The sequence below is a fragment of the Streptomyces sp. NPDC057877 genome (assembly GCF_042796855.1).
Lineage (GTDB): Bacteria > Actinomycetota > Actinomycetes > Streptomycetales > Streptomycetaceae > Streptomyces.
Genome location: NZ_JBHVMS010000007.1, coordinates 387,573 through 408,625 on the forward strand (window position 1 = coordinate 387,573; position 21,053 = coordinate 408,625).

Consider the following 21,053-nt stretch of genomic DNA (forward strand, 5'->3'; position numbering starts at 1 on the left):
GCTCGCCAGCTCGCCAGCTCGCCAGCTCGCCAGCTCGCCAGCTCGCCAGCTCGCCAGCTCGCCAGCTCGCCAGCTCGCCAGCTCGCCAGCTCGCCAGCTCGCCGTCGCCGTACCGCCATCGTCGCGCCGCCACGCTCCCGACGGCCACCAGCCCGCCGTCGCCGTCGCGCTGTCGCCGTACCGCCGTCGTCGCGCCGCGCCCCGTCCCCGACGCCCACGGCCACCAGCCCGTGGGCGACAGCCGTGCGCCCGCCACCTTCCCCGGCGAAGGCGACTCACGTTGCCTCTGGGGCGGCTGTGGCCCTCGATGGTGAGGGGCGAGCCGGGGTGAGCCATAACGCCCGCGAGGCCCCCCAGCGCGCCCCCAGGGCCCTCTGCGCCCCATGACGCTACCGATGCCCCGACCCCGCCCCGATGGCTGCCTGGGGTGGCGTCGCGCCAAGTGGTGTAGCCGGTCGGTCCTCGCGGCTCGCAGGTCGCGGCCAGGGTCCGCCCGGCGCCCCAGAGCCGGGCGGGCCCGCGGCGCGCTGGCCCGCTCCGCACCGGCTCGTGCAGCGGCGCGCCTGTGGCCGGGCCAGCCGATCGCAGGTCACTGGGTGCGGTGTGGTCCGGGTCGCTCTACACCACTTGGCGGGACGCCACCGCTGCCTGGGACCCAAGGGCCGATGACAGACAGTTCACCCCCGCCGCCGCGCCTCGTACCCCGCCCCGCCCCGCTCCCAAGAGCCGCCCCCGTCACCCCGCCCCACCACCGCCGATTTCCAGCCGCACGCCCCGTCCCCACTCCACCCCGCCACCCGTTCGACCCGCCGAACCCACCCCTCTCACCTGCACACTCGTCCAGAACGCCCACGCCACAGCCCCTCCCGGCCCCGCCGTCGCCCCCGCCCCCGCCGCGAAAAATTCCTGTCCGAATCATTGACGCACCCCCGACCCCTCCGTAATTTGTGCCAGCAAGCGCTTACTTGAAACGATTCATGCAGGCGGCAACGACGCTGCGGGGAGAGGGCAAAACCATGCGAACCAGCAGGAATGTGGAGAGGCGTACGATCCTGAAGGTGGCCGGGGCATCCGCGGCCGCGCTCGGGCTGGGGGCGACGACCGCGTGCGGTGGCGGCAGCGGCTCCGGCGGCGACGGGACAGTGACACTCCGTTACGCATGGTGGGGTGGCGAACCCCGCACCATCGCCATCAAGAAGACGATCGCGCTCTTCGAGAAGAAGTTCCCGAAGATCAAGATCAAGCCCGAATTCACGGACTACGAAGCGTTCTGGGAGAAGTTCCAGACGCAGGCTTCCGGCGGAAATCCGCCGGACGTTTTCCAGAATGCGGTCGGCTTCCTGCGCAAGTACGACAAGCGTGGCATCCTGCTCGATCTCAAGTCGCAGGCGGACGCCGGGAATCTGAGCCTGGACAACTTCCGCAACGGCGTGCTGGCGAACGGTCAGGTCGACGGCAAGCAGATCGCCGTCCCCGTCGGCGCCAACACCATGGCGCTCGTGATCGACCTCAAGGCCTTCCAGAAGGCGGGCGTCGAGGCGAAGTTCGGCTGGACCTGGGACGAGTACTTCGACGCGCTCCAGACCATCCAGGACAAGCTGAAGATCGCCGGTGACACCGGCTACTTCAGCATCATGTACCTCTACGACCTCTACCTCCGCCAGAACGGCAAGGCCTTCTTCACGGACAGCGATCTCGGCTTCACCGAGGACGATCTGACGCAGTGGTGGGAGGACGGCTACAAGCGCGTGAAGTCCGGGCTGGTCGCCGACCCGAAGAAGGTCGAGCAGGTCAAGCCCAAGTCCGCGCTCTCGGCGGGCCTCGCGGCGTCCGAGTTCACCTGGGACAACTTCTCCATCCGCTACGAGGGCGAGGGTGAGTCGGACTACGGCCTCGCGCCGATCCCCACCATGGACGGCAAGCAGACCGGCCAGTACCTCGGCTCGCTGATGCTCAGCGCCTTCTCCGGGACCAAGCACCCCAACGAGGTCGCCCAGTTCATCGACTTCATGGTCCATGACCCCGAGGTCGGCGAGATCATGGGCTACGACCGCGGCATCCTCGCCACCACCGAGCAGTACGAGGCGTTCACGCCCACCGACGACACCAACAAGGGCGTCAGGGCGTACGAGGAGGAGGTCGCCGACGCCGGGGTCCTGGGGAAGATCACCCCGCACCCGTCCGGCGCCGATGTCATCGAGGCGGCGTTCCTGCGCCTCGGCGGCGAGGTCGCCCAGGGCGCGACCAAGCCAGCCGATGCCGCGAAGGCGCTGTTCAGCGAGGCCAAGGCCGCGTTCGCGGGCTGAGGGGACGTACCACCATGACGCTCGTCAAGGAAGCGCCCGCGCGCCCGGCCGGGAAGCGGCCCGCCGCTCCCGCCGCCGGGCGGCGCGGGCGGCGCCGCGAGAACCTCGTCGGCTATCTGTTCATGTCGCCGTGGCTCGCGGGGTTCCTGCTGCTCACGGCGGGGCCGATGATCGCGTCGCTGTACTACGCGTTCACCAGCTACAACCTGTTCACGCCACCCCAGTGGGTGGGGCTGGACAACTTCACGACGATGTTCCAGGACCCGCGCTGGCAGAAGTCGGTCGAGGTCACGCTGAAGTACGTCGTCGTGGCCACACCGCTGAAGCTGCTGCTCGCGCTCGGTGTCGCGCTGCTGCTCGCGCAGAGCAGGCGCGGACAGGGCCTGTACCGGGCCGCGTTCTACATGCCCTCGCTCATCGGAGCCAGCGTCTCCGTCGGCTTCGTATGGCGGGCGCTGTTCTCGGACGACGCGATCGTGGACCGTACGCAGAAGATCTTCGGTGTGGACGTGGGCGGCTGGATCGGGAACCCCAGCTACGTCATCTACGCCCTGGTCGCCCTGAGCATCTGGCAGTTCGGCGCGCCGATGGTCATCTTCCTGGCCGGTCTCAAGCAGGTCCCGCGGGAGCTGTACGAGGCCGCCGAGGTGGACGGGGCCGGTCCGCTCAGGCGGTTCTGGAACATCACGCTGCCGATGATCTCCCCGGTGCTGTTCTTCAACGTGCTGCTGGAGTCGATCCACGCGTTCCAGGTGTTCGGCTCCGCCTATGTCGTCTCCGACACCCGGTGCGGACCCGCCGACGCCACGCTCGTCTATACCTGCTACCTCTACCAGAAGGGCTTCAAGGAGGCCCAGATGGGCTTCGCCTCCGCGATGGCCTGGACGCTGGTGATCGCGGTGGCGCTCGTCACGGCGGTCCTGTTCTGGTCGCAGAAGAAGTGGGTGCACTACGAGGAGGCCGCCAAGTGACCAGTGTCGTCAGCCCCGCCACGCGCAGCGCGAACGAGCGGCGGCGCCTCGGATCGATCGCCTGGCACGTGGGCGCGCTCCTCGTCCTCGCGATCGTGCTGTATCCCGTGATCTGGGTCGTCGGTGCCTCGTTCAAGCCGAGCAAGGACATCATCGCCAGCCTCGACCTGCTCCCCACCGAACCGGTCTGGGCGAACTTCTCCGGGCTCGCCGACGGCATCTCCGGCATCTCCATCGGCAGCTTCTTCTGGAACTCGCTGATGTACGCGGTCCTCGCCGTGATCGGTGTGGTGCTGTCCAGCTCGCTGACCGCGTACGCCTTCGCCAAGATCCGGTTCGCCGGGCGGAACCTGCTGTTCACGCTGATGATCGGCACGCTGCTGCTGCCGTACCACGTGCTGCTCATCCCGCAGTACGTGCTGTTCCGCAACCTCGAACTCACCGACACCCTGGTGCCGCTGGTCGCGGGCAAGTTCCTGGCGACGGAGGCCTTCTTCGTCTTCCTGATGGTGCAGTTCATGCGCGGGCTGCCCAGGGAACTGGACGAGGCCGCCAAGCTCGACGGCTGCGGGCATCTGCGCACCTACTGGTCGATCGTGCTGCCGCTGAGCCGTCCGGCGATCATCACCAGTGCGATCTTCACCTTCATCAACGCCTGGAACGACTTCATGGGGCCGTTGATCTACCTCAACACCCCCGAGAAGTACACCGTCTCGCTGGGCCTGATGATGTTCCGCGACCAGGAGGGCGTCGCCAACTACGGCAGCATGATCGCGATGTCGCTGGTGGCGCTGGTGCCGGTCATCGCCTTCTTCATGGCCTTCCAGCGCTATCTCATCGACGGCATGGCGACCTCCGGACTGAAGGGCTGAGGCGGTCACCATGGCGCAAGCACGCGTGAAGGCCCGTACCGGGCGCGGGGAGTCCTTCTTCGGTGAGCGCTTCGCGGTCTTCGCCGAGGCCCTGCTCACCGGCGTCTGGATCACCGTGGCGTGCCTCGGGGTGGTCACCTACCCCGCGGCGTTCGCCGCCGGTGCGCGGCATCTGCGGCGCCGTACCTCCCATGAGGCCGGTGGGCTGCGGGAGTTCGTCGCGGACTTCCGGGCGGCCGTGCGCCGTGGGTGGGCCGTCGGGCTCGCCGGGTGGGCGGTGGCCGTCGCGGTCTGGGTGGACGTCCTGGCCGCGCGGGCGGGGCTGCCCGGGGGGCCACTCGTCGGGGCCGTCGGCATCCTCGCGCTGATCGGGGTCGCCGTGGCCCTGCTGCGGGCCGCCGCCGTCTGGACGCCGGACGCCGTCTGGCGGGCGCTGCTCGCCGACGCCGGGCGGCGCACCGTGCTCGATCCCGCCGGATCGTTCCTGGTCGTCTGCGGGCTGGGCGTCGTAGTCCTGTCCGCGTCGTTCGTGCCGCCGCTGGCGGTCCCCGTCCTGGGGGCCGTCGCGGCGGCGGCCGTCGCCGTCGAGGAGCGGTACCGGCACCGCTGAGGCCCTGAACGGAACACCAAGGTCGGCGCCCCGCGCGCCGCACCTCTCTCTGTCATGCCCCTGACCACCTGCACCCGCACGGAAAGGAAAGGCCATGTCCCCCATCCCCCGCAGGTCCGTACTCAGAGCGGCCGCCGTCGCCGGAGCCGCCGCGCAGTTCAGCTGGGCCCTCGGCGCCCAGCACGCGCAGGCCGCCCCCGGCGCCGCGCCCGCCGACGCGGACCCCGTCACCCTGGACTGGCTGGAGGACGGCGGCCTCGGCGCCGCCCCCGGCTCCACGGTCGGCGTGCCCTGGCCCATGGGCGCCTACGACAAGGACCAGGCCTTCGCCCTCACCGACGGCGGCGGCAAGGCCGTGCCCGTCCAGTCCTGGCCGATCGCCTACTGGCCCGACGGCTCCCTGAAGTGGACCGCGCACGCCGTGGGTTCCGACGGCGGCTCCGGCAAGCTCACCCTCGCCCCCGGGGAGCCCGCCGCCCCCGCCAAGAAGATCAGCGTCAGCCGGAGCGGCGGCACGGTCGACATCTCCACCGGCGTCATCACCGTGAAGGTCGGCAAGTCCGGCTCCACCCTCGTCAAGTCCGTCACCCGCGGCGGCACCGAGATCGCCAGGAACGGACGGCTCGTCCTGCTGCGCCAGCCCGAGATCGAGGACGGCGACCAGGGCACGGTCAAGTACGAACGCTTCGAGAGCGCCATCGCCGAGACCGTCGTCGAACAGGACGGACCGGTACGGGCCGTGGTCCGCGTCGACGGCAAGCACCGCAGGGGCGACCGCGCCTGGATGCCGTTCTCCGTCCGCCTCTACCTCTACGCGGGCGCCGACTCCTTCCGCATGATGCACACCGTCACCTACGACGGGACACAGGAGCCCGGCAAGGCGAGCGGCGACTTCGTCCGCGGCCTCGGCGTCCGCTTCACCGTCCCGATGCGCGACGCGGCCTACGACCGGCACATCCGCATCGGCGGCGAGGGCACCGGCCTGCTCCGCGAGGCCGTCAAGGGCATCACCGGACTGCGCCGCGACCCCGGCGCCGCCATCCGCACCGCCCAGTTCGAGGGCAAGAAGCTCCCCGACCCCGCCACCTGGGACCAGCGCGTCACCACCCGCCTCCAGTACATCCCCGAATGGGGCGACTACACCCTCTCCCAGCTCTCCGCCGACGGCTTCGGCGTCCGCAAGCGCACCAAGAAGGGCCACGGCTGGATCCCCGCGGGCGGCGGACGGCGCGCCAGCGGCTTCGGCTACGTCGGCGGCGCGAGCGGCGGCTTCTCCTTCGGGCTGCGCGACTTCTGGGAGAAGTTCCCCGCCCAGCTCGACATCCGCGACGCCCACACCGACGCCGCCGAGGTCACCCTCTGGCTCTGGTCACCCGAGGCCCAGCCCATGGACCTGCGCTTCTACCACGACGGCATGGGCCAGGACACCTACCCCGAACAGCTCGAAGGCCTCAACATCACCTACGAGGACTACGAACCCGGCTTCGGCACCCCCTACGGCATCGCCCGCACCAGCGAACTCCTCTTCTGGGCGCACGAGTCCACGCCCAGCGCCGAGGCCATGGCCCGGCAGATCGAGACCGTCCGCACCCCCGCGCAGCTCGCCGCCCCGCCCCAGCAGCTCATCAAGGCGGGCGTCTTCGGCAAGCTGTTCTCCGCGCCGGACCGCTCCACCCCGGCCAAGGAGAAGATCGAGGACCACCTCGACTTCCTCTTCACCTACTACAAGGACCAGGTGGAGATGCGCCGTTGGTACGGCTTCTGGGACTACGGCGACATCATGCACACCTACGACCCCAGCCGCCACCAGTGGTGCTACGACGTCGGCGGCTACGCCTGGGACAACTCCGAACTCTCGCCCGACCTGTGGCTCTGGTTCGCCTACCTGCGCTCCGGCCGCGCCGACATCTTCCGCTTCGCCGAGGCCATGACCCGGCACACCGGCGAGGTCGACGTCTACCACCTCGGCCAGTGGGCGGGCCTCGGCACCCGGCACGGCGTCCAGCACTACGCGGACAGCGCCAAGCAGCAGCGCATCGCCAACACCACCTACCGCCGCTACTACTACTTCCTCACCGCGGACGAGCGCGTCGGCGACCTCATGCACGCCAACGTCGACTCCGACGAGACCTTCCTCGCCCTCGACCCGCTGCGCAAGATCCGCACCGAGCCCTACGAGCCCGACCGCAACGCCCTGTCCATCGGCTTCGGCACCGACTGGAGCGGTCTGGTCTCCGCCTGGCTCACCGAGTGGGAGCGGCGCGGCCCCAAGTGGGAGAAGGCGAAGGCCCGGGTGCTGTCCACCATGGAGACCATCGCCGCCCAGCCCAACGGCTTCGTCCAGGGCGACGCCCTCTACGACCTGGACACCGGCCGCTTCGCCGTCGCCGCCGAGCCCAAGGTCGGCGTCTCCCACCTGTCGGCCATGTTCGGCCTGGTCGAGCTGTGCGCCGAGCTGATCGACCAGATCGACATGCCGAAGTTCAAGGAGGCCTGGCTCGACTACTGCCGCTACTACAACGCCAGCAAGGCCGAACAGGCCGCCCGCTACGGCGCCAACTTCGGCAACCTGCTGCTCTTCCAGGGCCACTCCCGCCAGGACGCCTACGCCGCCGCCCTGACCGGGGACGACACGCTGGCCGCGCGGGCGTGGCAGCAGTTCTACAACAGCCGCGACACCTGGGACTACAAGGAGTCCACCGACTGGTCGACCCAGAGGATCGAGGGTCCGACCGCCCTCGTCGAGGGCAGCGAGGCGGCGTGGGTGTCCACCAATGCCACCGCGCTGTACGGCCTGGCGGCGATCCAGAACCTGGCCCTGGTGGGGGACCGGATGCCGTAGCGCCGCCCGGACTCACCCCAGCCCCCTGAACACCTCCCGCACCCGCCGCGCGTCACGCAACCACTGCTCATAGGTGGCCCCCGCGGCGAGCAGCACCAGACCGGCGAGTGCGGGAGGCACCCACCGCGGCAACGCGCCCACGACCTGCGCGATGTGCGGCGCCAGCTCGTGCAGCGCCGTCAGACCCAGCACCGTACCGCCGAGCACCAGCGGCGCCTGGAGCCGGTGCCGGGCACCCAGCAGGGTGACCGCCAGCGCGGCCGCGCCCAGCAGCAACGGGCGCTGCCAGTCGGCGTCACCCCAGGCCGCCAGCAGGCTCGGCACCAGCGTGGCGGCAAGTCCGGGGCCGTACGCCGTCCAGGACGAGGCCGCCGGATCGCGCCGCCTGCGCAGCGCGCCGACGAGCAGCGCCGGGACGGACACCGGCAGCGTGTACGCCTCGGGCGTGGTGACCTCCCAGGCCGCCAACCGCACCCAAGTCGCCAGCAGGAACAGGACGGCCGCCGCACAGCCGACGGGGCGGCGGTCGGCGCGTACGGCCGTCGCCGCCGTGATCACTCCGGCCAGGGCCAGCACCAGCGCCAGCACCGGCGGATCGGTGACCGCGAGGCCGACGGCGACCAGACCCGCGACGGCTCCCGTCACCTCGACGGTCACCCTGGTCGCGCCCTCGACGCGGGCCGCCCACAGCGCGGCCACCGCCGGGACCAGCAGGACCAGCAGCGCGATGTGCCGCGGCTCCCAGCCGACCGAGGCGCCCGTGGCACAGGCCAGCACGGTGGCGTACACCACCGCCGTCGCGGCGGGCACCGGCAGCCGGGCGGCGGTCGCGAACAGCGCGGTCAGGAACGCGAGCACCGCCAGAGTGGCCGGTTCGGCGGCCAGGGACAGCAGCGCGAGGCCGAGCGAGGTGAGCAGCGCGAGCACCGTCGCCGTGGTCCGCCGCAGCGCCAGCAGCGCCGCCGTCACCAACGCCTGCGCCAACAGGGCCGCGGCATAGGGAAGTCCGAGCGTCGCGGGCAGGATCAGCACCGCCGCCCAGGCCAGCGTCGTGGCCGCCGCGAGCGCCCGGGGCCGCCACTGCGGGGCGCGGACCAGCAGCACCACGACCGCGGCGACCACCGCCAGGACGACGGGGGCCAGGGCCGCGTCCGGAGGCCAGGGGAGTACGTCGGTCACGGCGTCCCGCGCGGTACCGGGCGCCCCCGACCAGACCTCGGTCACCCACGCGGCCGGTCCCAGCACCGCCACCATCACGACCGGCAGCGCCCACAGCACGGCGAGCGCCTGTACGGCACCGGAGGCCCACGCCAGCCCGGCCCGCACCCCCTGCGGAACCCGGTCCACACGGACCACCGCGAGCAGTGCGACACCGCAGACCAGATGCACCGGCACCGTCCACGCCTCCGACAGCACGGCGTGCGGAACCCCGGCGAGCCCGGCCGTCACCACAAGCCCTCCGGCCACCGCGTTGCCGAGCGCCGGACCGGGGCCGCGCCAGGCGGCGCCCAGGGCGATGGCCGCGGCGAGGAGGAGGAGCGCCGCCGCACGGGCGGCGGCGCTCGGACCGGAGGCCGTCCAGGACAGCCACCCGGCCGCCAGCACGCCCCAGCCACCCATGCCGTACGCGCCGACCGTGGCGACGACGCGTACGGCACCGGCGGACACCCGGAGCGCGACAACCGTGTCCCACCCGGCCGTCAGCAGCAGCGCGGCCGTGACGCCGTACGCACCGGCGTCGACGGCCACCGCGCCGAGCGGCAGGGTGAGCTGGGCCGCGGCCAGCGCGGCGGGCAGCGGCAGCCGCAGGCCCGGATCGGCCCATCCCGTCAGCGCCCGGCCGTAGCCCGCCCACGCCACCGCCAGCGCCGCCGAGGCGGTCGCCGCGTACCCGGTGCCGTCCGCCGAGCCGAGCGCGACCTCGTACAGGGCGTACGCGTCGAGCACCGTCAGCGCCAGCCCGAGCCCCGCCACCGCCTCCGCCGTCGAACGCAGCCCCCGCCTCAGCAGCGGCAGCGGCGCGGCCAGCGCGGCCAGCGTGACCCCGCCGAGGATCACCGCCCGCCCGGCGATCCCCAGCTGCCCCCAGCTGACCAGCGTGAACGCGGTCGCCGCGAGGGTGAGCAGGGCACCGCCGAGGACCAGCAGCACGTTCTGGACACTGGGTGCGGAGGCCTCCGGGCGCGCCGCGGTGGGCGGCGACTGCCAGCGCGGCACCGGGTTCAGCTGGGCGACCAGCCAGGCCCGGCGGGTCAGCAACTGGGCGCGGCGGGCGTCCAGTTGGTACAGCTCGGCATCGAGGAGCCGCAGCTCCTCCGCCGGGGGCGGGATGTGCGTCATGCCAGGGAGTGTGGCCCGCGTCACGCCGCCGGGCATGAGTGCGCGTACTCAGGGCGTACTCAGTTGTGGCGCGCCGGGAACGTGTGTGCACACTCGGGGCATGGACTGGAATCACTACCGCTTCCGCAGTGTCTGGTCCCTGCCCGCCCCGCCCACCGCCGTGTACGACGCGCTGATGCGCGCCGAGGACTATCCCCGCTGGTGGCGCCAGGTACGCCGGGTCGACCGGATCGACGACGCCGGGGGCGTCATACGGATCCGCTCCCTGCTGCCGTACGACATGACCTTCACCGCGCGCGAGGTACGGCGGGACGCGGGCGCCGGAGTGCTGGAGGCGGCGCTGTCCGGCGACATCGACGGCTGGGCGCGCTGGACGGTCAGACCGGACGGAACCGGATGCGTCGCCCGCTACGAGCAGGTCGTCGACGTCCACAAGCCACTGCTCAGACGGCTCGCCGTACCGGGACGGCCGGTGTTCCGGGCCAACCACTGGCTGATGATGCGGGACGGACGGCGCGGCCTCACCGCCCACTTGGAAGCGGTTTGATGCGAACCCCGTCGCCCCTGTATTGTTCAGTCCGTTCCCGGGCGATTAGCTCAGTGGGAGAGCGCTTCGTTCACACCGAAGAGGTCACTGGTTCGAACCCAGTATCGCCCACCGGGAAAAGGCCGGTCCGTCACCACGGACCGGCTTTTCTGCTCCCTGTCTGCTATGCCGCCGCCGCGGGCAGATCCGGGCGCAGTGGCCACGCCGGGTCCACCGCCTCCTCCGTGCCGCTGCGCGCGAACCACGCCTGGAGCCCGCGGGCCTGCGCCGCGTGCCACACCGCCTGCAGCGTGTGCAGCTCGCCGGGGGAGAGCCGCTCCAGCCGGGCCGCGTACCGCTGTCCGAGCGCCCGTACGACCTCCAGCGCGGCCAGCGCGTCCGCGGCGGCGTCATGCGCCTCGTCGAGACCGACGCCGTAGTGCGCGCACAGGTCCGTCAGGGTGCGGCGGCCCTTGCGGTAGCGGTCCAAGTGTTTGTCCAGAACCCGCGGGTCGAGCACCAGCAGGGGTGTCGACTCAAACCAGCGGCCCAGCGACGACGCCCTGTGACGGCGCAGCTCCCGGTCCAGGAGCGTCAGATCGAACGGTGCGTTCATCACCACCAACGGCCGCCCCGCCGCCGCGTGTTCGGCCAGCTGCGACGCTATCTCGTACATCACCGGCGCGGGCCACCGCCCGTTGCGCTGAAGATGATCCTCCGTCAGACCGTGCACCTCCGTCGCCCCGGCGGGCACCGGCACTCCCGGGTTCACCAGCCAGCGGCTCACCCGCGGCCGTCCGCCCGGCGCGTCCTGGACGACCACGGCCGCCGACACGATCCGGTCGGCCTCGACGTCCACACCCGTCGTCTCCGTGTCGAACGCCGCCAAGGGGCCCTCGTACCAGCACGTCATACGACCACAACTCCTCGTTCACCCACGGCGTCTGACGCCCCGTCCACCGCCGATTCGGTGATACCCGGGCTGTTTGCGCCGTACGCCGCGAGGAGACAACAGGAGTACGGGTCGGCGCAGTTCAGCGGCGAGTTTCGGCACCCGCGACGCGGCCCGGCACGGGGACGATCACTTTTGCTCGGAAGGCTGTACGGCCATGGCGGTAGCGCAGCCCGAGCGGGGCGGGCTGCTGCCCGAACGCGCGGGCCCCCCTCGCGGTTCACTCGCCACCACCGCCTGCATGGAGACCCTGCAGGTGGGCTATCTGCACGCCGTCGCGGCGGCGGCCGGATGCTCGCTGTCCCAGCCCTTCCCGGACAACGGCATCGACTGGCACGTCAGCCACAGCGCGCCCGGCCACACCGTCGACGACGAGGTCACCATCAAGGTGCAGCTCAAGGCGACGTACCAGATCCCGCCCAACCCCCCGGGCCGCACCTTCTCCTTCACGCTCGACAACGACCACCTGGCGAAACTCGCCCGCACCCCGGTCTCGGTGCACAAGATCCTCGTCGTGATGCTCGTCCCGCGCTCCCGGGACGACTGGCTGCGCGCCAGCCACGACCGGCTCGACCTCAGGCACTGCTGCTACTGGGTCAACCTCGCCGGGCACCCCGTCACCGGCCGGAACCGGACCACCGTGCGCATACCGACCGCGCGGATCTTCGACGACCGGGCCCTGTGCGAGATCATGACGCGGGTCGGAACGGGAGGCAGACCATGACGCACCGCCCGCTCGACGAACCCGCGCGCCCCCACCCGATGGACGCGCGCTGGAACCGTCCCCCCGACCCCCGCGAGGTCGACCCCGCCGTACTCGGCGCCCTGCTGCTGCGGCACGGCTGGCAGCGGCGCGGCGGCGCCCCCGGACGCTACGGCCGCTGGACCCCGCCCGGACCCGGCGCGCACGCCACCAGCCTCCTCGTACCGGAGAACCGCGCCTTCCCCGACAGTGACGACCTGCTCGGCGAGGCCCTCGACGCCCTCGCCCGCAGCACGGCACCCGCCGCGCGCGAGGTGCTCGTCGGACTGACCGTGCCCAGCGACGAGGTCCGCTGGTGGCGCGACGCCCCCACCGGACCCGTCGGGGCCGCGCCCTGGACCGTCGAGGAACAACTGCGCACCGCCGCCCGGCAGACCCTGCTCGCCGCCGCACTCGCCACACGCGCGCGTGCGGGCTACCACGGCGCCCGCCACCGACGGCCCGCCGCCGCCCTCCTGGAGAGTGTCCTGGTCGGCACCGCCCACGGCGGCCACCGGCTGACCGCCTTCGTGCCCGTCCCCGCCGGACGGCCGCTCACCCTACGGCTGCACCAGGCCCTGCACGCCGCCCGCGAGGCCATCGACTACCAGCGGGCCACCGGCGGCATGGACGCCTTCGACAGCGCCGTGGCAGCGGGCGTCAGCCGCGAACTCACCGAGGCGCTGATCACCCTGGTGCACGGCACCGAGGGCGCCCGCGTCGCCGTCGAGTGGGCGCCCGCCGCCCCGGCACCCGACGGCAGCGCGCCCGGCGCCGAGCCCGTCGAGTTCTCGCCCGGAGACCTGCCCGTGCTGCGCGAGGCCGGGGCCCGCTTCCTGCGCGCCGAGCCCTCCGTGCCGGTGCGGATCACCGGCGCCGTGGTGCGGATGCGCAGATCACAGCCGCGCGGCGCGGGCACCGTACGGCTGCGGGTGCTGGCAGGCGCCGAGATACCGCACGTCCGGCTCACCCTCGGGGAGGAGGACTACCGCCTCGCCGGGCACGCCCATCTCGTCGGGCTGCCGGTGCGGGTGCACGGACGGCTGGAGAGCCGGGGCGGCTTCCGGCGGCTGACGGGCGCCAGTGGGGTCGTACCCGTGCAGGTGGACGACGCCGAGCGGGACCGGCTGATGAAGTCCCTCCAGGAGGATCTGGACTTCTTCGAGGAGGCCTGCGGGGGAGAGGACGCGCAGTAGGGGGGCGGGACGGGCAGCGGCGGGAGACGGACAGTAACCGTTTCGCGATCGGTGGGGGCGGGTCGGTACGATTCCGGCTACGGCGCGCGCTCGGGTACGGCGCTCGCATCCACCTTCAGTCAGGAGAGACCGGTGTCAGACGTCCGTGTGATCATCCAACGCGATTCCGAGCGGGAAGAGCGCGTGGTGACGACGGGCACTACGGCCGCCGACCTCTTCGCCGGAGAGCGCTCGATCATCGCCGCGCGCGTGGGCGGCGAGCTGAAGGACCTCACCCACGAGGTGTCCGACGGCGACGAGGTCGAGGGCGTCGAGATCTCCTCCGTGGACGGCCTGAACATCCTGCGCCACTCCACCGCGCACGTCATGGCACAGGCCGTGCAGGAACTGTTCCCCGAGGCCAAGCTGGGCATCGGCCCGCCGGTCAAGGACGGCTTCTACTACGACTTCGACGTCGAGAAGCCGTTCACGCCCGAGGATCTCAAGGCCATCGAGAAGAAGATGCAGGAGATCCAGAAGCGGGGCCAGAAGTTCTCCCGCCGGGTCGTCACCGACGAGGCCGCCCGCGAGGAGCTGGCCGACGAGCCGTACAAGCTGGAGCTGATCGGCCTCAAGGGCTCGGCCTCCTCGGACGACGGCGCGGACGTCGAGGTCGGCGCGGGTGAGCTGACGATCTACGACAACCTGGACGCCAGGACCGGCGACCTGTGCTGGAAGGACCTGTGCCGGGGGCCGCACCTGCCGTCGACCCGGGCGATTCCGGCGTTCAAGCTGATGCGCAACGCCGCCGCCTACTGGCGCGGCAGCGAGAAGAACCCGATGCTCCAGCGCATCTACGGCACCGCCTGGCCGTCCAAGGACGAGCTGAAGGCGCACCTGGAGTTCCTCGCCGAGGCCGAGAAGCGCGACCACCGCAAGCTGGGCTCCGAGCTGGACCTGTTCTCCATCCCGGAGCAGATCGGCTCCGGTCTCGCCGTCTTCCACCCCAAGGGCGGCATCGTCCGCCGGGTCATGGAGGACTACTCCCGGCGGCGCCACGAGGAGGCGGACTACGAGTTCGTCTACACCCCGCACGCCACCAAGGGGAAGCTGTTCGAGACCTCGGGCCACCTCGACTGGTACGCCGAGGGCATGTACCCGCCCATGCAGCTCGACGAGGGCGTGGACTACTACCTCAAGCCCATGAACTGCCCGATGCACAACCTGATCTTCGACGCGCGCGGGCGGTCGTACCGTGAACTGCCGCTGCGGCTGTTCGAGTTCGGGACCGTGTACCGCTACGAGAAGTCGGGCGTCGTGCACGGGCTGACCCGCGCGCGCGGCTTCACCCAGGACGACGCGCACATCTACTGCACGCGCGAGCAGATGTCCGAGGAGCTGGACAAGCTGCTCACCTTCGTCCTGGAGCTGCTGCGGGACTACGGTCTGGCCGACTTCTACCTGGAGCTGTCGACCAAGGACCCGGAGAAGTTCGTCGGCTCCGACGAGGCCTGGGAAGAGGCCACCGAGACGCTGCGCGAGGTCGCCGAGAAGCAGGGGCTGCCGCTGGTGCCCGACCCGGGTGGTGCGGCCTTCTACGGGCCGAAGATCTCGGTCCAGGCGAAGGACGCCATCGGCCGTACCTGGCAGATGTCGACCATCCAGCTCGACTTCAACCTGCCGGAGCGGTTCGGTCTGGAGTACACCGCGGCCGACGGCTCCAAGCAGCGGCCGGTGATGATCCACCGGGCTCTCTTCGGCTCCATCGAGCGGTTCTTCGCGGTGCTCCTCGAGCACTACGCGGGCGCCTTCCCGGCGTGGCTCGCGCCCGTCCAGGCGGTGGGCGTCCCGGTCGGGGACGCGCACGTGGAGTACCTGGAGAAGTTCGCCGCCGAGGGCAAGCGGCGCGGGCTGCGGATCGAGGTGGACTCGTCCTCGGACCGGATGCAGAAGAAGATCAGGAACGCCCAGAAGCAGAAGGTGCCGTTCATGATCATCGTCGGCGACGACGACATGAACGCGGGCACGGTGTCGTTCCGGTACCGCGACGGTTCGCAGGAGAACGGCATCCCGCGTGACGAGGCGATCGAGAAGATCGTGAAGGTCGTCGAGGAGCGTACGCAGATCTGACGCGGCGTCGTACGGTAGGCCCCCGGGGAGTTCACCTCCCCGGGGGCCTCTCCTCGTCCTCCCGGGAGAACACCTGGAGCAACCACGACGAGAACGACCCCGTCACCGCCCCCAGCAGCGCCAGCCCGCAGGCCATCACGCCGACCGCGATCAGACGGCCCACCGGCGTGACCGGGGCGACGTCGCCGTAGCCGACGGTGGAGAGGGTCGAGCAGGTCCACCAGACGGCGTCCCCGAAGGTGTGGATGGTCGCACCGGGCGCCCCGCGCTCGTGGTCGTAGACGGCGAGCGCGCCCGCGAAGCCGAGGAGCAGGGTGGACGTCCCGGCGTAGAAGATCACGCGTGCGTAGAGGGAGAGCCGGGGCAGGCCGTGCCGCCGCTTCACCCGCTCGTAGGTCTTGACGAACCGCAGCGGACGCAGCAGGGGCAGGGCGAGGACGACGGTGTCCAGCAGGTGTCCCCGTACGAAGCCCAGGCGCCGCCCGCTGAGCCGCCAGCGGACCGCGTAGTCCACGGCGAAGACGGCCCAGGCGGCCAGCAGCACGGCGTGGCAGGCGGCGCGCCCCGCCTCGGGCAGCGAGGGATCGGCGAGCACCCGGACCGCGTACGCGGCCAGGTAGAGCAGCGAGGCGAGGGTGAGCGGGGCGTCGGTGCGGCGCTCCCAGCGGGCCTCACGGCTGTGGTCGTCCATCGGCCCAGCTTCACCGGGCGGTTTTCCGGGTGCCCGGCGACACGCCCCGTTCGGGCGACGCCATATGCTGCCTAGCATGACGAGTGAGCCGGAGCAGCAGATCGGAGTGGGGACGCGGGACGCGTTCCAGCGCCTGTGGACGCCCCACCGGATGGCATACATCCAGGGCGAGAACAAGCCGACCGGTCCGGGGGCCGACGACGGCTGCCCCTTCTGCTCCATTCCGGCGAAGTCGGACGAGGACGGGCTGATCCTGCGCCGGGGTGAGCTGGTGTACGCGGTGCTGAACCTGTACCCGTACAACGGCGGGCACCTGATGACCGTCCCCTACCGGCACGTCGCCGATTACACCGACCTCACCGAGGCGGAGACCGCCGAGCTGGCCGAGCTGACCAAGCAGGCGATGACGGCGCTGCGGGCGGCGTCCGGGGCGCACGGGTTCAACATCGGGATGAACCAGGGCACGGTCGCGGGGGCGGGGATCGCCGCGCATCTGCATCAGCACATCGTGCCGCGGTGGGGCGGGGACACGAACTTCATGCCGGTGGTGGGGCACACCAAGGTGCTGCCGCAGTTGCTCGCCGACACGCGGAAGATGCTGGCGGAGGCCTGGCCGGTGCGGTGAGGCCGCCGCACCGGCGTGGGCTCACGCGTCGTAGAGGTCGGCCTTCTTCGGGGACGCGTCCTGCACGGCTCCGCTGAGGGACGCCGAGCGGGCGCCGAACTTCGTGGTGTCGACGCCGTTCTCCTTGAGGACCTTGATCGCGGCGGAGTGGACCACGCGCAGGACCGGGGTGGCGGCGCGCAGGGCGTCGTCGGCCATGAAGCGGTGCCGCCAGGGCTTGTCGGCCCAGACGTGCCGCAGACCGAACGGCTCGGGCAGCGAGAGGGAGCCGCCGAGCCAGTTCAGCAGCGGCGGGTACCAGGTGAGCGGTGCCCGGGCGGCGAGCCGCACCACCTCGTCGGTGTCGACCAGGGGCAGCTTGATCGTCCGTGACTCCCAGCGCTTGAGGGACTTCTGGACGGACTTCTCCTTGGCGGCGGGCTTGGAGGTGAACAGGGAGTGCACCGGGCCGAGGGCGTGGCCGGTGACCTCGATGCGCAGGGTCTCGTACAGGACGGTCACCGTGATCAGCATGGTGATCACCAGTTGGCCGTCCCACAGGACCCACTGGACGCCCAGGTAGTGCCGGTCGCCGCTGCCGAACTGCTGTTTGTTGCAGATGTCCTGGATGGCGTGCGACTTGACCTGGTACGCCTCCACGTCGGTGCCCTCGGGGCGGGAGACCGCGCCCGCGTTCTCGCCGATCGGCGAGACGATCCAGTGCCGTATCGACGGCTTGGGGAAGCCGCCGGTGTTGAGGGGGCCGCGCTCCATCATGCGGAGCTGGTCGTGGATCGAGCGTATGACGTCCCAGCTGCGGAAGGGGTGGATCTCCCGGTCGGGGTCGGCGGGTACCAGGTCCTCGGCCAGCTGCCAGCTGCCCCAGCGGGTGCCCATACCGAGTATGCCCTTGGGCCCGGCGTAGAAGACGGAGTTGGACTGCTGCTCGGCGCCCAGCTTGGCGAGGGACTGGCGCAGTTGTTCGGCGGCGGTCTCGCCGGGGTTGCTGGGCACCGCCTCGGGCACCTTGGCGCCGATGTTGCTGCCGGACAGCAGGCTGTCCCAGCGCGCCCTGAGGTCCCTGGCGGTGCGTTCGCAGATCTGCTTGGCCCAGAACCAGCCGACGACGGGCATGACGACCGCCGCGCGCGCGTACCAGGCCCAGAAGCCGGTGAAGGGCATGCGGATGAGGAAGATCACGGCGAGTGCGCCGACCGCGACCAGCAGGGTGGTGGCGAGGGTGGAGGCCCGCTTGTCGTCGCGCTTGGCGACGGTGGTGCGCAGGGTGAACACCAGCAGCCAGATCAGCAGTCCGGGCAGGAAGAGCAGGCCGCACAGGACCATGATGACGCTCAGGCGGTTGTCCCGTTCCTTGCGGATGCGGTTGGCCGCCAGGCAGTGCTCGACGACGACCTGTGGTTCTGCGCCGAAGGACTGGATGAGCGGCTTGCGGCCGGAGCCGAGCATGCGGTTGACGATGGCGGAGGAGAAGGCCTCGCCGAGGTTGGGCCGGAAGATCTTGGCCCACTTCTGCCCCTCGGACACCTTCGACTCGTGCCACTCGCTGTTGGCCTTGAGGATCTCCTCGGGCTCGTTGTCCCGGTAGGCCGCCGAGGCGAGCGCGATGGTCGGTGTCTGGCCCTCGTCGCCCGTGCGCGGCACCTGCGGCCCGAAAAAGTCCGCGTAACCGCCGTCAACGGTCATTTCCGCCCCCCAACGCCGCACTGTCGCTACTGCGGACTTCCCGACTTCCGTGCTTCGCACACCTGTTGATCAGGTTCTCAGCGTATCGGCAGCCACCGACATCCGGACGGCGGACGGCCGAAGCCGCCCGCCGCACCGGAGGGGAGCCCTTCGGAACCGGCCACTTGAGGGCGGCCGGTCCCAACTGCGCGGAGCTTCGCGCCCGTTCCTACGACCCGTCGGTCTCCTGTTGCCGGACCCGCTCGGCCACCTGTGCGGGCATCGGTTCGTGGCGTGCGTAGCGGCGGCTGAAGCGGGCGGTGCCGTGGGAGAGAGAGCGCAGATCGACGGCGTACCGGCCGATCTCGATCTCGGGTACCTCGGCGCGTACGAGGGTACGGCCGCCGGGCGTCTGCTCGGTGCCCAGCACCCGGCCGCGCCGCCCGGACAGGTCGCTCATCACGGCGCCCACGTAGTCGTCGCCGACCAGGACGCTCACCTCGGCGACCGGTTCGAGGAGGTGGATCCTCGCGTCGGCGGCGGCCTCCCGCAGGGCGAGCGCCCCGGCGGTCTGGAAGGCGGCGTCGGAGGAGTCCACCGAGTGCGCCTTGCCGTCCAGCAGGGTGACCCGGACGTCGATCAGGGGATGCCCGGCGGCGATGCCCCTGGCGGCCTGGGCGCGCACGCCCTTCTCCACCGACGGGATGAACTGCCGGGGTACCGCCCCGCCGACCACCTTGTCCACGAACTCGATGCCCGAGCCGCCCGGCAGCGGCTCCACCTCGATCTCGCAGATGGCGTACTGGCCGTGCCCGCCGGACTGCTTCACATGCCGCCCGCGCCCGCCGGACTTGGCGGCGAACGTCTCCCGGAGGGAGACCTTGTGGGGGACGACGTCGACCTGGACGCCGTAGCGGCTGCGCAGCCGCTCCAGGGCGACGTCCGCGTGGGCCTCGCCCAGGCACCACAGGACGACCTGGTGGGTGTCCTGGTTCTGCTCCAGGCGCATCGTGGGGTCCTCGGCGACCAGCCGGGCCAGGCCCTGCGAGAGCTTGTCCTCGTCCGCCTTGCTGTGCGCCTGGATGGCGAGCGGCAGCAGGGGGTCTGGCATCTCCCAGGGCTCCATCAGCAGCGGGTCGTCCTTGGCGGAGAGCGTGTCGCCGGTCTCCGCGCGGCCCAGCTTGGCCACGCACGCGAGGTCGCCCGCGATGACATGGGTCACGGGACGCTGCTGCTTGCCGAACGGCGTCGACAGGGCGCCGATCCGCTCGTCGACGTCGTGGTCCTCGTGGCCGCGGTCGGCGAGCCCGTGCCCGGAGACGTGCACCGTCTCGTCGGGGCGCAGGGCGCCGGAGAAGACCCGGACGAGGGAGATCCGGCCCACGTAGGGGTCGGAGGAGGTCTTCACGACCTCCGCCACGAGGGGGCCGTCCGGGTCGCAGGGCTGCAGCTCGCGCGCCCTGCCGTCGATGGTGGTGACCTGCGGTGCCGCGCGCTCCAGCGGGGTCGGGAAGCCGCCGGTGATCAGTTCCAGCAGCTCGACGGTGCCGAGCCCCTGGCGGGCGCCCTCGGTCGCGGGGGCGGCGGCCAGGACGGGGAAGAAGGTCCCGCGCGCGACGGCCCGTTCCAGGTCGTCCACGAGCGTCTTGATGTCGATGGGTTCCCCGCCGAGGTAGCGGTCCATGAGGGTCTCGTCCTCGCTCTCCGCGATGATCCCCTCGATGAGCCGGTTGCGGGCCTCCTCGATCAGCGGCAGTTGCTCCTCGTCCGGTTCGGACTCCTTGCGTTCGCCGGTCGAGTAGTCGTACACCCGCTGCGACAGCAGCCCGATCAGCCCCGTCACCGGCGCGTGCCCGTCGGGCGCGGGCGCGCCGTGCAGCGGCAGGTACAGCGGCAGTACGGCGTCGGGGTCGTCGGCGCCGAACGCGTCCGCGCAGAACCCGGTCATCTGGCCGTAGTCCGCGCGGGCCGCCTCCAGGTGGGTGACGACGATGGCGCGCGGCATGCCGACGGCGGCGCACTCGTCCCACACCATGCGGGTCGAGCCGTCGACGCCGTCGGAGGCCGAGACGACGAAGAGGGCCGCGTCCGCCGCTCGCAGACCGGCCCGTAGTTCCCCGACGAAGTCGGCGTATCCGGGGGTGTCCAGCAGGTTGATCTTGATGCCGTCCCATTCGAGGGGCACCAGGGAGAGCTGCACCGAGCGCTGCTGGCGGTGCTCGATGTCGTCGTAGTCGGAGACGGTGCCGCCGTCCTGTACGCGGCCTGCCCGGTTCACCGCGCCCGCCGTCAGCGCGAGGGCTTCCACCAACGTGGTCTTGCCCGATCCGGAGTGGCCGACCAGCACCACATTCCGTACGGACGCGGGGTGGTCGGCCGCCACTGCCCTGCCGGCGGCTCCGGGGTGTGCGTTCGCCTTGTCGCCCATTTCCTTGCCTCCCGTGCACGGTGAGGTCCCTGTGGGCGCGGACACGCGGGAACCGCGTGCTGGGCGGCTCCGGCGACGCCCGCGATCCTTCGAGCTTTCCACTCCTGTCACGGTGCGTCCATACGAGGGACCTGAAAGGGACTTTCGGGGCGGGCAGGCGCGGGCCCGCGCGGGCTGTTGG

Annotated in this window: 16 protein-coding genes and 1 tRNA gene; 11 read left to right on the top strand and 6 right to left on the bottom strand. The window is 71.4% G+C overall.

What is annotated here, in order from left to right:
* Positions 1–256: hypothetical protein (locus ACFVQG_RS23340; protein WP_383386585.1), on the bottom strand; the 256-nt coding region annotated here is incomplete at its 3' end.
* A 760-nt stretch (positions 257–1,016) separates the two neighbouring features.
* Between ACFVQG_RS23340 and ACFVQG_RS23345 the strand changes: the two genes are divergently transcribed.
* The 5 genes from ACFVQG_RS23345 (at position 1,017) to ACFVQG_RS23365 (ending at position 7,601) form a co-directional block, all read left to right on the top strand.
* Positions 1,017–2,306: an extracellular solute-binding protein gene (locus tag ACFVQG_RS23345; RefSeq protein WP_383386590.1), complete on the top strand. Its 1,290-nt coding sequence runs from the start codon at positions 1,017–1,019 to the stop codon at positions 2,304–2,306.
* Positions 2,307–2,320: 14 nt separating this feature from the next.
* Entirely contained in the window at positions 2,321–3,277 is a 957-nt protein-coding gene (locus ACFVQG_RS23350) for a carbohydrate ABC transporter permease (protein WP_383386592.1), read from the top strand.
* Positions 3,274–4,149 (top strand): carbohydrate ABC transporter permease, encoded by an 876-nt coding sequence (locus ACFVQG_RS23355; protein WP_383386595.1) that lies wholly within the window; start codon positions 3,274–3,276, stop codon positions 4,147–4,149. The genes ACFVQG_RS23350 and ACFVQG_RS23355 overlap by 4 nt, the downstream gene beginning before the upstream one ends.
* A 10-nt stretch (positions 4,150–4,159) precedes the next feature.
* On the top strand, positions 4,160–4,759 hold the full coding sequence (locus ACFVQG_RS23360; RefSeq protein ID WP_383386597.1) for a hypothetical protein: 600 nt from the start codon (positions 4,160–4,162) through the stop codon (positions 4,757–4,759).
* A gap of 94 nt (positions 4,760–4,853) precedes the next feature.
* Complete coding sequence (locus ACFVQG_RS23365) at positions 4,854–7,601, top strand: Tat pathway signal sequence domain protein (RefSeq protein ID WP_383386600.1); 2,748 nt, start codon at positions 4,854–4,856, stop codon at positions 7,599–7,601.
* A gap of 12 nt (positions 7,602–7,613) precedes the next feature.
* On the opposite strand, the gene ACFVQG_RS23370 is transcribed toward ACFVQG_RS23365, so the two are convergent.
* Positions 7,614–9,977: an SCO7613 C-terminal domain-containing membrane protein gene (locus ACFVQG_RS23370; RefSeq protein WP_383386603.1), complete on the bottom strand. Its 2,364-nt coding sequence runs from the start codon at positions 9,975–9,977 to the stop codon at positions 7,614–7,616.
* A gap of 64 nt (positions 9,978–10,041) precedes the next feature.
* On the opposite strand from ACFVQG_RS23370, the gene ACFVQG_RS23375 reads away from it, so the two are divergent.
* Both ACFVQG_RS23375 and ACFVQG_RS23380 read left to right on the top strand, forming a co-directional pair.
* Positions 10,042–10,488: an SRPBCC family protein gene (locus ACFVQG_RS23375; protein WP_383386606.1), complete on the top strand. Its 447-nt coding sequence runs from the start codon at positions 10,042–10,044 to the stop codon at positions 10,486–10,488.
* A 39-nt stretch (positions 10,489–10,527) separates the two neighbouring features.
* A tRNA-Val gene (locus ACFVQG_RS23380) sits at positions 10,528–10,599 on the top strand.
* 52 nt (positions 10,600–10,651) lie between these two features.
* Here the strand turns inward: ACFVQG_RS23380 and ACFVQG_RS23385 are convergent.
* Positions 10,652–11,380: a 3'-5' exonuclease gene (locus ACFVQG_RS23385; RefSeq protein ID WP_383386609.1), complete on the bottom strand. Its 729-nt coding sequence runs from the start codon at positions 11,378–11,380 to the stop codon at positions 10,652–10,654.
* A gap of 196 nt (positions 11,381–11,576) precedes the next feature.
* Here ACFVQG_RS23385 and ACFVQG_RS23390 point away from each other — a divergent pair, with 196 nt between their 5' ends.
* From ACFVQG_RS23390 to thrS, 3 genes are all read left to right on the top strand, one after another.
* A complete protein-coding gene (locus tag ACFVQG_RS23390) occupies positions 11,577–12,143 on the top strand; it encodes a DUF4365 domain-containing protein (protein WP_383386612.1) in 567 nt (188 codons plus the stop codon).
* On the top strand, positions 12,140–13,357 hold the full coding sequence (locus ACFVQG_RS23395; protein ID WP_383386615.1) for a hypothetical protein: 1,218 nt from the start codon (positions 12,140–12,142) through the stop codon (positions 13,355–13,357). Before ACFVQG_RS23390 ends, ACFVQG_RS23395 begins: the two co-directional genes overlap by 4 nt.
* Before the next feature lie 132 nt (positions 13,358–13,489).
* On the top strand, positions 13,490–15,466 hold the full coding sequence (thrS, locus tag ACFVQG_RS23400) for a threonine--tRNA ligase (protein WP_383386618.1): 1,977 nt from the start codon (positions 13,490–13,492) through the stop codon (positions 15,464–15,466).
* Positions 15,467–15,497: 31 nt separating this feature from the next.
* On the opposite strand, the gene ACFVQG_RS23405 is transcribed toward thrS, so the two are convergent.
* Positions 15,498–16,157 carry a potassium channel family protein gene (locus tag ACFVQG_RS23405; protein WP_383386621.1) on the bottom strand — a complete coding sequence of 220 codons (660 nt, stop codon included), beginning with the start codon at positions 16,155–16,157 and terminating at the stop codon, positions 15,498–15,500.
* Positions 16,158–16,221: 64 nt separating this feature from the next.
* Here ACFVQG_RS23405 and ACFVQG_RS23410 point away from each other — a divergent pair, with 64 nt between their 5' ends.
* The gene (locus ACFVQG_RS23410) at positions 16,222–16,782 is read left to right on the top strand and encodes an HIT family protein (RefSeq protein WP_383386624.1); all 561 of its coding nucleotides are present in this window, start codon (positions 16,222–16,224) and stop codon (positions 16,780–16,782) included.
* Between the two features lie 21 nt (positions 16,783–16,803).
* On the opposite strand, the gene ACFVQG_RS23415 is transcribed toward ACFVQG_RS23410, so the two are convergent.
* Both ACFVQG_RS23415 and ACFVQG_RS23420 read right to left on the bottom strand, forming a co-directional pair.
* The gene (locus tag ACFVQG_RS23415; protein ID WP_383386627.1) at positions 16,804–18,465 is read right to left on the bottom strand and encodes a hypothetical protein; all 1,662 of its coding nucleotides are present in this window, start codon (positions 18,463–18,465) and stop codon (positions 16,804–16,806) included.
* A gap of 208 nt (positions 18,466–18,673) precedes the next feature.
* On the bottom strand, positions 18,674–20,872 hold the full coding sequence (locus ACFVQG_RS23420; protein ID WP_383386630.1) for an elongation factor G-like protein EF-G2: 2,199 nt from the start codon (positions 20,870–20,872) through the stop codon (positions 18,674–18,676).
* Positions 20,873–21,053: the final 181 nt, after the last annotated feature.